Raw genomic sequence first — 11642 nt, forward strand, 5'->3', positions numbered from 1 at the left:
CTGATTCTTCCTACTTGTGGCCGATGGCCCTGGAGTTGTTCATGGTTGATCGCACTTCACCGCCGGGCAGGCCGCCGCGTCCGCCCTTGAGTGCCGCAAGCGCAGTGTTGCGCCTGACGGCCATTGCCGTGGTGGTTGCCGCAGTGGCCGGGGCGTTTGCCTACGTGCACGGTAACCTTGACCCACAACGTCTGACGCCCAAGGCACTGGTCGATGTGCTGGAGAAAAACAACGGCGTGCATCCCGGGTTTCGTCGCAACCATGCCAAGGGCGTGTGCGTGATCGGGCATTTCGAGAGCAGCGGCGAAGCGCGGGCGTTTTCCTCCGCGCAGGTGTTCAACGAGCCGCAGACCCCGGTGGTCGGTCGTTTCGCACTGCCGGCGGGTAATCCTTACGCACCGGACAATAGCGTGCCGATCCGCAGCCTGGCATTGCGTTTCACCCAGGCCAACGGTCAGCAATGGCGCACCGGGATGAACAGTATGCCGGTGTTTCCGGTCGGCACGCCCGAGGCGTTCTATCAGTTGCAGCAGGCCCAATCGCCGGATCCGGCCACTGGCAAACCGGACCCGTCGAAGGTGCCAGCGTTCTTTGCCGCACACCCGGAGGCCGTGCCATTCCTGACTTGGGTGAAGACTGCCAAACCGTCGGCCAGCTATGCCACCGAAACCTACAACAGCGTGAATGCGTTCTATCTGGTCAACGCCAGTGGCCAGAAGCAGGCTGTGCGCTGGAGCGTCACGCCACTGGCGCGTGATGCCGCCGGAGCCACGGCGCCGGAGGGTGCGGATTTTCTCGAGAAGGATCTGGTGCAGCGTCTGGCGGAAGGGCCGTTGCGCTGGCAGTTGAACATCACCCTGGCCAATCCCGGTGATCCGGTGAACGACGCCAGCAAGACCTGGCCCGAGGGGCGCAAGGTGTTGAACGCCGGCACGCTGGTGCTGGAGAAGACTCAGCCGCAACTCAGCGGCGAATGCCGTGACATCAACTACGATCCGCTGGTGCTGCCGGCCGGTATCGAAGGCTCCGACGACCCATTGCTCGCCGCGCGTTCTGCCGGTTACGCCGATTCTTACCTGCGGCGTACCAGTGAAGTCAGCCAATTGCCCGCCGCCAAGCAGGAGGCTCGCCCATGAGCACGCAACCGACTCATTTTGCACTGCTGGCGCGGCTGCTGCACTGGCTGATGGCGCTGATGATTATCGCCATGTTGTTCATTGGCGCCGGCATGGTCACCTCCGTTTCGCAGCGGCATGAATGGCTGATTCACCTGCACAAACCGCTGGGCATCGCGATTCTGCTGCTGGTGGTCGTGCGCCTGTTTGTGCGGTTTTCCACCCGACAGCCGCCGTTACCTGCGGATCTGCCCGGCTGGCAGGTGATGGCGGCCAAGGCGTCGCATGTGTTGTTGTACGCGTTGATGCTGGTGCTGCCGGTGCTCGGCTGGGCGATGATCAGTGCGTCAGGCGAGCCGGTGATGCTCAGCAGTACGTTGCAGTTGCCGTCGATCCTGCCGGCCGATGCGCAGCTGTTTGCCGTGCTGCGCAAGGCGCATGGCTACCTGGCGTATCTGCTGTTTCTGACCGTGCTGTTGCACCTGGCGGCGGCGCTGTTCCATGGTTGGGTGCGCCGCGACGAGGTGCTCGACAGCATGCTGCGCGGTCGGGATCGCGACTAGCCTGCCTGGTTGGCGCACCGCTGCGGTGCGCCACTGTTCAGGGTCAGCCACCAGTAACCCAGCGCTATTGCATTGATACCGGCACCCAGCAGGCACACGCCGGTCCAGCCGGCCCACGCGTACAGCGCCGTCGAAATGAGCGAACCCACTGCGCTGCCGATCGAATAAAACAGCATGTAGCCGGCGGTGAGGCGACTTTGTGCTTCGGGGCGCACGCTGTAGATCATGCTCTGGCTGGTGACGTGCACGGCCTGCAAGCCCAGATCGAGCGTGATCACGCCGAGCAACAGTGCCCACAGCGACGACTGAGTGAGGGCGATCGGCAGCCACGAAGCCAGCATCAGCAATAACGAAAGTCCACTGACCCATTGGCCAAGTCCCCGGTCGGCCAGATGTCCGGCGCGTGCCGCAGCCAGTGCTCCAGCGGCACCGGCCAAGCCGAACAAACCGATTTCACTGTGGGACAACGACAGCGGCGGCGCGGCCAGCGGCAGCACCATCGGCGTCCATAAGACCATGGCGCTGGCGAAGGTCAGCAAGGCGAGTATCGCCCGTTGTCGCAGCACCGGCTCTTGCCTGAACAGGCTGAACACCGAAGTGATCAGCGCGCCGTAGCCGCTGGCCGGCTGCGCGGACTCATCCTTAGGCAAGACGCGCAACAGCAACAGCGCCATCAGCAGCGTCAGCCCTGCCGACAGCATGTAGATCGCCCGCCACCCGGCCAGGTCAGCCATGGCCCCGGCCACAGTACGCGCGAGCAGGATACCGACGACGATGCCGCTGGTGACGACCCCGACGACCCGGCCACGTTGCGCCGGGAGGGCCAATGTCGCGGCGTAGGCGACCAAAACCTGCGTTACCACCGCGAGCAGGCCGGTCAGGGTCATGCCGAGCAGTAGCCACACGCTGCTGGGGGCCAGCGCGATCAGCAGCAGGGCGGCTGCCGAGAGCAGGGTCTGGGTGACGATCAGCCGTCGTCGGTTGAGCAGGTCGCCGAGCGGCACCAACAACACCAGACCGATGCCATAGCCGATCTGCGTCAGGGTGATGACGATGCCGATGGTTGCCGGCGACATGGCAAATGCCTCGGCCATGGCGTCCAGCAGCGGCTGCGCGTAATACACGTTGCCCACGGCCAGACCGCAGGCAACGGCGAACAGCAGCACCACGCTGCTTTTGAGCGATTGAGGTTGCATGTCCTGATTCCTTTTCGGTTTCAAAATAAAACCAGAATCACGGTAAGTATTCTTGTTTTAATTTGCAACCTTGTTGGTCGTGGCGTTTGATTGCGCAAAAAAAAGATCGCAGACACAGCTGCGATCTTTTGGGTGTGGCGGGGGAGGGATCAGCGCAGGGTATCGACCATGTCGGCGATGGTGGTCAGTACGTCTTTGCCCAATTGTTTAGAGCGCTTGCCCGACCAGCCAGTGAGCGGATTCGGCGCGTCATCGTGGTCCTTGAACGGCATTTCCAGAGTCAGCGACAGGCAGTCGTATTTCTCGCCAACGCTGTTGCACGCCAGGGTCATGTTGGCCTGGCCCGGTTCGTCGCGGGTGTAGCCGTATTTGGTCTGGAAGTCTTTGGTGGTGTGCTTGAGGTGCGTGCGGAAATGCTCTTCGAGCTTCTCGATACGCGGCGTGTACCCCGGGTTGCCTTCGCAACCGGCAGTGAACACGTGGGGGATTTCCTCGTCTCCGTGTACGTCGAGGAACAGATCGACGCCGTACTTTTCCATCTGCTGCTGTACGAAAAGGACTTCAGGGCTGATGTCCTGACTGGCGCTTTGCCAGGCGCGGTTCAAGTCCTGACCCATGGCGTTGGTACGCAGGTGGCCGTGGAAGGCACCGTCCGGGTTCATGTTCGGCACCAGATACAGGTCGGCACTGGCCAGCAGTTTGTTCAGCACCGGGTCTTCGTGGCGTTCCAGACGCTCGATTACGCCTTCCATGAACCATTCGGCCATGTGCTCGCCCGGGTGCTGTTGCGCGATGATCCAGACTTTACGCTGGCCCTCGGCGCCGCTGCCCTTGCGCAGCAACTGAATGTCACGACCTTCGACGCTTTTGCCGGTGGCCAGCAGTTCAGTGCCGGCCTTGGTCAGCGCCTGTTCGATCAGCCAGTCATGACGGCCACGGCTGTAGGGTTCGAAGTAGGCGAACCAGGCGTGGGTCTGCTCGGCTTCGAGGCAAAAGCGCAGGCTATCGCCTTCGAAACTGGTAGGAATGCGGAACCAGTTGACGTGGTCGTAGGAAGCAACGGCCTGATAGCCGGTCCAGGCTTTGTTATAGGAGGATTGGCTGGCGTTGACCAAGCGAAACCAGTGCTCTTGATGAACATGCAGGCCGCTGGCCTTGAAGTGAAACCACTGAAAATGCGCGCTGCGGGTATCCGGACGGATGGCCAGAACCGGGTTGAGCGGATTGGAGATGTCGATGACTTGAATGTTGCCGCTGTCGAAGTTGGCGCTGATGTCGAACGAAGATTTGGCCACGGTCATAATCGGTTCCTGAATATGATTTTTATGGCGGCTACTTTACACGCAAGACTGGGGGGAAACCGAGGGAAATTGCGGGGTTGCGGTGGGGGGCGTCTTCCATGACGCGCAAGCAGCTTAGAGACTGTGCGATTGATTCTCAAGTGCTAATTGTCATTAGTTTGCCCCAATCTGGCCGGGCTTCGCTTGCCAAGCGATATTCTTTTGATATTATCCGCGCCATCGAATTTGCAGCACCTAAAGACTTCATTAGCCTGAAGCCATAAGCCCGAAAACGGGCAAAAAAAAGACCCGGCAAAAAGCCGGGTCAAAAACCGTGATTAGCCTGATGAGGAGATAGTCCAGAAGACCGACCTAAGGTCTCTGGTCCATCGACTGATCTCGCGACCAGCTGCTTGCAATAATAATCATTATCATTTGCAAGTCAAATGTTTTTATCTGTGCGATGGGGAAATTCTTTCCTGTCCGTCTGTTTCCGTGTTCTTCAGAGCTGTTCGCCATCAATTGAATGGTCGACCATCGCTCGTGCCATATCCACCATGTGCACCACCGAAAATGCCAGGTCACGACTCGCGCCCTGCAGGTTTTCTGCTGCCTTGAAGGCGGTGGCGGCTGCACAACGCAACAGGTCGGAGGCATGCACCAGAGCCTCTTCGCCACTGAGATGACGTTTTACATCGAAAAAACGCTCCTCGACCTCGGGTTCTGACACAGCCGGTTTCAAGTAATAATCCAGCGCCCGCTGTGCTGCCGCGTTGCCTTGAGGGGAGGTGAACGTGGTGTCCATCTGCAGATCGGGCAAGTCTTTGCTGCTGATATTCATGATGAAAGGTCACTCCTTGTTCGATTGAAAATCCGTGCTTTCAGAATAGTACGGTACGTAGTTGTGACCAGAATTTAAATACTACAATATGTGTTTTGCTGGCCGAAGGCGTCCACGTAAGGTGCCCCACATGGATAAATGGATTGAGTTGGTCAAGGCCAAGATGAGTGAGCTCAAAATCACTCAAACAGAGCTCGGAGAGCGCGTCGGCATGTCCCAGGGCGGCATCGGCCATTGGCTGAACAAGCGTCGCGAACCGGGCATCACCCAAATGAACCGAGTGTTGCAGGCGCTGGGGATGGAGTTCCTCGAAGTGGTGCTGGTGATCCGTGAACCGCAGGAAGCGGCGGATGACGAAATGCCACTGGCGCAGAAGTACAACCCGTACTTTCGCTACCCGGTCAGCGATTGGCGCACCTCGTGCGAAACACGCGAAAGTGCAGCCACGGCTTATGCCCCGGCGCAGGACAAGCAACGCTTCGAATTGACGGATTATCACGCCCGTGGTGCGGCGTTCTGGCTGACAGTGGCGGGGGATTCGATGACCGCACCCACCGGCCAGAGCATTGCCGAAGGCATGCTGATCCTGGTGGACCCGGAAGTGGAGGCGGTGCCTGGCAAACTGGTGATTGCCCAGTGGCAGGACAGTGAAGAAGCGATCTTCCGCAAACTGGACGAAGAGGGCGGCCAGCGTTACCTGGTACCGCTCAATCCGACCTGGCCGAAAGCCCTGTTCACCGACGAGTGTCGAATTATCGGCGTAGTGGTTCAGGCAACGGCGCGTTTCTAGTCAGATCGATCCTCGCCCGGCGTAGGATCGATCTGCCCATTTACACGACTTCCAGTTCAACCAAGGCGCTGCCTTCGCCAACCATTTCGCCTTCCTGGCAATACAGCGCCTTGATCACTCCCGCATGGGGCGCACGGATGCTGTGCTCCATCTTCATCGCCTCCAGTACCACCAGTTGCGCGCCGGCCTCGACCGCTTGCCCGGCCTCCACCAACACCCGCACGATGCTGCCGTTCATCGGTGCAGTCAGCCCGCCCTGATGGCTATGGCTCGCGTCTACGGCGCTGATCGGGTCGTAGACCTCAATGCGGCGCAACTCGCCGTCCCATTGCAGATACAGTGAATCGCCTTGGCGAAGGGTGCGCAAAGTACGGCGCACGCCATCGTGCTCGACCACCAGTGCTTCATCCGACAGTTTGGCGTTGCCGGCGCTGCCCAAGGTCAGCGCTCGATCTTGACCTTCACAGCTCAAGTGCAAGGTGATTTCCGCCGGCAGCCCCGCGCGCAAACCATTGTTCAATGCCCATGGCGAGCCCAGGTCGTCCGCTCGCACCGCGCCCGGCAGACTCTGCGCGAAAGCCTGGGCTGCGGCATTCCAGAAGTCGTCGCTGAGCGCGCGTGGTGCCGGCAACAGCTGCTCCTGATAACGCGGAATAAAGCCGGTATCCAGCTCCGCCGCTGCAAAGGCCGGGTGCGCGATGATTCGCCGCAGGAAGTTGATGTTGGTCTTCAAACCGCCAATCGCGAACTCGTCGAGCATGCTCAACAGCCGCAGCCGCGCCTGCTCGCGATCCTCGCCCCAGGCGATCAGCTTGCCAAGCATCGGGTCGTAGAACGGCGAAATCTCGTCACCTTCTTCAACCCCGCTATCAACCCGTCGCCCCGGGCCGGCAGCCGATTCGCGGTACAACGCCAGGCGCCCGGTGGCTGGCAGGAAATCATTCGACGGGTCTTCAGCATACAGCCGCACTTCAATCGCGTGACCGTTGAGCGGCACTTGATCCTGAGTGATCGGCAACGCTTCACCGCGTGCCACGCGAATCTGCCACGCCACCAGATCGAGGCCGGTAATCGCTTCGGTCACCGGGTGCTCGACCTGCAACCGGGTGTTCATTTCCATGAAGAAGAATTCGCCACGGGCGTCGAGCAGAAACTCCACGGTACCGGCACCGACATAACCGATCGCCTGCGCCGAACGCACCGCCGCTTCGCCCATGGCACGGCGCAGCGCTGGGGTCAGGCCCGGCGCCGGTGCCTCTTCGACGACTTTCTGATGGCGGCGCTGGATCGAGCAATCACGCTCGTTGAGGTACAGGCAGTTGCCGTGCTGATCGGCGAACACCTGGATTTCCACGTGACGTGGTTTGAGCAGGTATTTCTCCACCAGCATCCGCGAGTCACCGAACGATGATTGCGCCTCACGCTGGGCCGAGGCCAGGGCTTCAGCCAGTTGGCTGACGTCCTCGACCACTTTCATGCCCTTGCCGCCGCCACCGGCAGTGGCCTTGAGCAGTACCGGATAGCCAATGCGCTCACAGGCATCGCGGAAGGTTTCCAGATCCTGCGCCTCGCCGTGATAGCCCGGCACCAGCGGCACGCCAGCGGTTTCCATCAAGGCTTTGGCGGCAGACTTGCTGCCCATGGCGTCGATGGCCGAGGCGGGCGGGCCGAGGAAAATCAGTCCGGCCTGCTCAATGGCGCGGGCGAATCCGGCGTTCTCGGAGAGAAAGCCGTAGCCCGGATGAATCGCCTGCGCGCCGCTGGCCTTGGCCGCCGCGATCAGTTTGTCGATTTGCAGATAGCTGTCCGCCGCTTTGCTGCCGCCCAGGTCGATGCGGATATCCGCTTCCCGGCTGTGCCGCGCTTCGCGGTCGGTGGCGCTGTGCACGGCGACGGTGGTCAGGCCCAGTGCCTTGGCGGTACGCATGACCCGGCACGCGATTTCGCCACGGTTGGCCACCAGCAGGGTGGTGAGAACAGGTGCGCTCATCAACGCGGCTCCTTGGTGGTGGTTGCGGCCTGCCAGCTCGGCGCACGTTTTTGCAGGAAGGCGCGCAAGCCTTCCTGGCCCTCAGGGCTGACACGGATGCGGGCGATGGCGTTTTCGGTGTAGCGGCGCAGGGCCGGAGTCAGCGCGCCGTTGCCGACTTCACGCAGCAGATCTTTACTGGCGCGCATCGCGGCGGGGCTGTTGAGCAGCAGGTTGTTGATCCATTGTTCAACCTGTTGATCCAGTTCTGCAGCCGGATAGCTCTCGGATAACAAGCCGATTTCCCGCGCACGCTGGCCGCCAAAACGCTCAGCGGTCAGCGCGTAACGACGTGCGGCGCGTTCGCCGATGGCCTGCACCACGAACGGGCTGATCACCGCGGGTGCCAGGCCGATGCGCACTTCCGACAGGCAGAACTGCGCGTCATCGGTGCCAATCGCCATGTCGCAGCAACTGATCAGGCCCAGCGTGCCGCCGAACGCCGCACCTTGCACCACGGCCAGCGTCGGGATTTTCAGCTTGGCGAGGTTGTACATCAGCTCCGCCAACTCGCGCGCATCGTCCAGGTTGGTGTGGTAATCGAGTTCGGCCGACTGCTGCATCCACGCCAGATCGGCGCCGGCGCTGAAGTGTTTGCCACGCCCGCGCACCAACAGGAAACGCAGGCTGGCGTCGCTGGCGACCTTGTCCAGCGCCAGAATCAGCTCGCGGATCATCTCGGCGTTGAACGCGTTGTTCTTTTCTGCGCGGTTGAGCCACAGGGTCGCGAAACCGCGTGGGTCGTTCTGCAGCTCAAGGGTGTTGAAATCGCTCATATTCATCCGTCTCCACGGTTTCTGTGGGAGCGAACCGGCTCGCGAAGAACGATGACGCGGTCAGGCCGACAAACCGCGCGGAAGCCTTCGCGAGCAGGCTCGCTCCCACAAAAAAGCATCACATCCGGAACACGCCGAAGCGGCTCGGTTCGATAGGCGCGTTCAACGACGCGGACAAGGCCAGGGCCAGCACATCGCGGGTCTGCGCCGGGTCGATGACCCCGTCGTCCCACAGCCGTGCGCTGGAGTAGTAAGGGTGACCCTGTTCCTCGTACTGGTCGAGGATCGGTTGCTTGATCTCCGCTTCCTGCTCGGCACTGAAGGCCTGGCCGCTGCGTTCAGCCTGCTCGCGCTTGACCTGCACCAGCACGCCGGCCGCCTGCTCGGCGCCCATCACGCCGATGCGTGCGTTTGGCCACATCCACAGGAAGCGCGGGTCGTAAGCGCGCCCGCACATGCCGTAGTTACCGGCGCCGAAGCTGCCACCGATGATCACGGTGAACTTCGGCACCTTGGCGCAGGCCACCGCCGTCACCAGTTTCGCGCCGTGTTTGGCGATGCCGCCGGCCTCGTATTTCTGCCCGACCATGAAGCCGGTGATGTTCTGCAAGAACAGCAGCGGGATGCCGCGCTGGCAGGCCAGCTCGATGAAGTGCGCGCCTTTCTGCGCGGCTTCGGCGAAGAGAATGCCATTGTTCGCCAGAATCGCGATCGGGTAGCCGTGCAGGTGCGCAAAACCACACACCAGCGTGGTGCCGAACAGCGCTTTGAACTCATCGAACACCGAGCCGTCGACCAGCCGCGCAATCACTTCACGGACATCGAACGGTTGCTTGGCGTCGGCCGAGACCACGCCATACAACTCATCGCTGGCGTACAGCGGCGCAACCGGCGCACGTTGCTGCACCTCGCCGAGCTTGCGCCAGTTGAGGTTGGCGACGCTGCGGCGGGCGAGGGCGAGGGCGTGTTCGTCGCTCTCGGCGTAATGGTCGGCCACCCCGGAAATCTTGCAGTGCACATCGGCACCGCCGAGGTCTTCAGCGCTGACCACTTCGCCGGTCGCCGCTTTCACCAGCGGCGGGCCGGCGAGGAAGATTGTCGCCTGATTGCGCACCATGATCGCTTCGTCCGCCATCGCCGGCACATACGCGCCTCCGGCGGTGCACGAGCCCATGACCACGGCGATCTGCGGAATGCCCATGGCACTCATGTTGGCCTGGTTGAAGAAAATCCGGCCAAAGTGTTCACGATCCGGGAACACCTCGTCCTGACGTGGCAGGTTGGCGCCGCCCGAGTCCACCAGATAGATGCACGGCAGGCGGTTCTGTTGGGCGATAGTCTGCGCGCGCAGGTGTTTTTTCACGGTCAGCGGGTAGTACGAGCCGCCCTTCACCGTCGCATCGTTGGCGACGATCATGCACTCGACGCCTTCGACCCGGCCGATCCCGGCGATCACGCCTGCGGCGGGTACGTCTTCGCCATACACGGCGTGTGCGGCGAGCTGGCTGATTTCCAGAAAGGGCGAGCCAGGATCGAGCAGGCGATTGATGCGTTCACGCGGCAGCAGTTTGCCCCGCGAGGTGTGACGCTCCTGGGCTTTCGCGCCACCACCCTGAGCCACTTGGGCGAGCAGGGTGTGCAGGGCGTCGACCTGTTCGAGCATCGCCGCGCTGTTGGCGGCGAACTCCGCTGAACGGGGGTTGAGCTGGGTATGCAGGATCATGGCTTACTCCGTAAGCAGCTACGAGCGGCAAGCTTGGAGCGGCAAGCTGAAGCTGTTCCCTTGCAGCTTGAAACTTGCAGCTCGCAGCTGACGAAATTCATTTCGTTTCGTTGAACAGTTCGCGGCCGATCAGCATGCGTCGGATCTCGCTGGTGCCAGCGCCGATTTCGTACAGCTTGGCGTCACGCAGCAATCGGCCAGCCGGGAATTCGTTGATGTAACCGTTGCCGCCCAGAATCTGGATCGCGTCGAGGGCCATTTGTGTGGCGCGCTCGGCGGTGTAGAGGATCACCCCGGCGGCGTCTTTGCGGGTGGTTTCGCCGCGTTCGCAAGCCTGGGCCACCGCGTACAGGTAGGCGCGGCTGGCGTTGAGCTGGGTGTACATGTCGGCGACTTTGCCCTGGATCAGCTGGAATTCGCCGATGCTCTGGCCGAACTGTTTGCGGTCGTGGATGTACGGCACGATCAGGTCCATGCACGACTGCATGATCCCGGTCGGTCCGCCGGACAGCACCACGCGTTCGTAATCGAGGCCACTCATCAGCACTTTCACGCCGCCGTTGAGCACGCCCAGAATGTTTTCTTCCGGCACTTCGACGTCATCGAAGAACAGCTCGCAGGTATTGGAGCCGCGCATGCCGAGCTTGTCGAACTTGTTGCTGCGGCTGAAGCCTTTCCAGTCGCGCTCGACGATGAACGCGGTGATGCCGTGCGGACCCTTTTCCAGATCAGTCTTGGCGTAGATCACGTAGGTGTTGGCGTCAGGGCCGTTGGTGATCCAGGTCTTGCTGCCGTTGAGCACGAAACGGTCACCGCGTTTGTCGGCGCGCAGTTTCATCGAAACCACGTCGGAACCGGCGTTCGGCTCGCTCATCGCCAGTGCGCCGACGTGTTCGCCGCTGATCAGTTTCGGCAGGTATCTGGTTTTTTGTTCGTGGTTGCCGTTGCGGTTGATCTGGTTGACGCAGAGGTTGGAATGCGCGCCGTAGGACAGTGCCACCGAGGCCGATCCACGGCTGATTTCTTCCATCGCCACCACGTGCGCCAGGTAACCCAGGCCCGCGCCGCCGTACTCTTCCGGGACGGTGATGCCGAGCAGGCCCATGTCGCCAAACTTGCGCCACATGTCGGCCGGGAACAGGTTGTCGCTGTCGATCTGCGCGGCGCGCGGAGCGACCTCTTTGGCGACAAAGGACTGAACCTGATCGCGCAGCATGTCGATGGTTTCACCGAGGGCGAAGTTCAGGGATGGATAGCTCATGGGTCACCTTTTGGCTTTTTTGTAGGGCGGGGAGAGCGGCGGTTCGGCTCTCACCTTTACGTTAACGT

11 protein-coding genes are annotated in these 11642 nt (G+C 61.5%); 4 read left to right on the plus strand and 7 right to left on the minus strand.

All coding sequences use genetic code 11. The annotated features are described in order from the left end of the window. The first annotated feature begins 41 nt into the window (after positions 1-41). Entirely contained in the window at positions 42-1136 is a 1095-nt protein-coding gene (locus U862_RS0102480; protein ID WP_025108944.1) for a catalase family peroxidase, read from the plus strand. Beyond that, positions 1133-1678 (plus strand): cytochrome b, encoded by a 546-nt coding sequence (locus U862_RS0102485; RefSeq protein ID WP_025108945.1) that lies wholly within the window; start codon positions 1133-1135, stop codon positions 1676-1678. Before U862_RS0102480 ends, U862_RS0102485 begins: the two co-directional genes overlap by 4 nt. Here U862_RS0102485 and U862_RS0102490 read toward each other — a convergent pair. Both U862_RS0102490 and U862_RS0102495 read right to left on the minus strand, forming a co-directional pair. After that, positions 1675-2874, minus strand: coding sequence for an MFS transporter (locus U862_RS0102490; RefSeq protein WP_025108946.1), 1200 nt, complete (start codon positions 2872-2874; stop codon positions 1675-1677). The genes U862_RS0102485 and U862_RS0102490 overlap by 4 nt on opposite strands. A 149-nt stretch (positions 2875-3023) precedes the next feature. Then, a complete protein-coding gene (locus U862_RS0102495) occupies positions 3024-4175 on the minus strand; it encodes a M14-type cytosolic carboxypeptidase (protein WP_025108947.1) in 1152 nt (383 codons plus the stop codon). Between the two features lie 98 nt (positions 4176-4273). On the opposite strand from U862_RS0102495, the gene U862_RS30735 reads away from it, so the two are divergent. Further along, positions 4274-4438, plus strand: coding sequence for a hypothetical protein (locus U862_RS30735; protein ID WP_157836049.1), 165 nt, complete (start codon positions 4274-4276; stop codon positions 4436-4438). A gap of 218 nt (positions 4439-4656) precedes the next feature. Here U862_RS30735 and U862_RS0102500 read toward each other — a convergent pair whose 3' ends face one another. Further along, complete coding sequence (locus tag U862_RS0102500; RefSeq protein WP_025108948.1) at positions 4657-4995, minus strand: DUF6124 family protein; 339 nt, start codon at positions 4993-4995, stop codon at positions 4657-4659. A gap of 130 nt (positions 4996-5125) precedes the next feature. Here U862_RS0102500 and U862_RS0102505 point away from each other — a divergent pair, with 130 nt between their 5' ends. Next, positions 5126-5785 carry a LexA family transcriptional regulator gene (locus U862_RS0102505; RefSeq protein ID WP_025108949.1) on the plus strand — a complete coding sequence of 220 codons (660 nt, stop codon included), beginning with the start codon at positions 5126-5128 and terminating at the stop codon, positions 5783-5785. A gap of 40 nt (positions 5786-5825) precedes the next feature. On the opposite strand, the gene U862_RS0102510 is transcribed toward U862_RS0102505, so the two are convergent. From U862_RS0102510 to U862_RS0102525, 4 genes are all read right to left on the minus strand, one after another. Beyond that, positions 5826-7775 carry an acetyl/propionyl/methylcrotonyl-CoA carboxylase subunit alpha gene (locus U862_RS0102510; protein WP_025108950.1) on the minus strand — a complete coding sequence of 650 codons (1950 nt, stop codon included), beginning with the start codon at positions 7773-7775 and terminating at the stop codon, positions 5826-5828. Further along, positions 7775-8590, minus strand: a complete 816-nt coding sequence (locus U862_RS0102515; RefSeq protein ID WP_025108951.1) for a gamma-carboxygeranoyl-CoA hydratase — start codon at positions 8588-8590, stop codon at positions 7775-7777. Before U862_RS0102515 ends, U862_RS0102510 begins: the two co-directional genes overlap by 1 nt. Before the next feature lie 118 nt (positions 8591-8708). Then, complete coding sequence (locus tag U862_RS0102520) at positions 8709-10313, minus strand: carboxyl transferase domain-containing protein (protein ID WP_025108952.1); 1605 nt, start codon at positions 10311-10313, stop codon at positions 8709-8711. A gap of 97 nt (positions 10314-10410) precedes the next feature. Beyond that, positions 10411-11574, minus strand: coding sequence for an isovaleryl-CoA dehydrogenase (locus U862_RS0102525; protein ID WP_025108953.1), 1164 nt, complete (start codon positions 11572-11574; stop codon positions 10411-10413). Between the last annotated feature and the right edge of the window lie 68 nt (positions 11575-11642).

Source organism: Pseudomonas sp. H1h, assembly GCF_000633255.1.
Classification (GTDB): domain Bacteria; phylum Pseudomonadota; class Gammaproteobacteria; order Pseudomonadales; family Pseudomonadaceae; genus Aquipseudomonas.

Bases quoted from the DNA above. Each gene is read 5' to 3' on its own strand.
- U862_RS0102480 (WP_025108944.1), top strand. From the start codon at position 42: ATGGTTGATCGCACTTCACCGCCGGGCAGGCCGCCGCGTCCGCCCTTG.
- U862_RS0102485 (WP_025108945.1), top strand. From the start codon at position 1,133: ATGAGCACGCAACCGACTCATTTTGCACTGCTGGCGCGGCTGCTGCAC.
- U862_RS0102490 (WP_025108946.1), bottom strand. From the start codon at position 2,874: ATGCAACCTCAATCGCTCAAAAGCAGCGTGGTGCTGCTGTTCGCCGTT.
- U862_RS0102495 (WP_025108947.1), bottom strand. From the start codon at position 4,175: ATGACCGTGGCCAAATCTTCGTTCGACATCAGCGCCAACTTCGACAGC.
- U862_RS30735 (WP_157836049.1), top strand. From the start codon at position 4,274: ATGACGCGCAAGCAGCTTAGAGACTGTGCGATTGATTCTCAAGTGCTA.
- U862_RS0102500 (WP_025108948.1), bottom strand. From the start codon at position 4,995: ATGAATATCAGCAGCAAAGACTTGCCCGATCTGCAGATGGACACCACG.
- U862_RS0102505 (WP_025108949.1), top strand. From the start codon at position 5,126: ATGGATAAATGGATTGAGTTGGTCAAGGCCAAGATGAGTGAGCTCAAA.
- U862_RS0102510 (WP_025108950.1), bottom strand. From the start codon at position 7,775: ATGAGCGCACCTGTTCTCACCACCCTGCTGGTGGCCAACCGTGGCGAA.
- U862_RS0102515 (WP_025108951.1), bottom strand. From the start codon at position 8,590: ATGAGCGATTTCAACACCCTTGAGCTGCAGAACGACCCACGCGGTTTC.
- U862_RS0102520 (WP_025108952.1), bottom strand. From the start codon at position 10,313: ATGATCCTGCATACCCAGCTCAACCCCCGTTCAGCGGAGTTCGCCGCC.
- U862_RS0102525 (WP_025108953.1), bottom strand. From the start codon at position 11,574: ATGAGCTATCCATCCCTGAACTTCGCCCTCGGTGAAACCATCGACATG.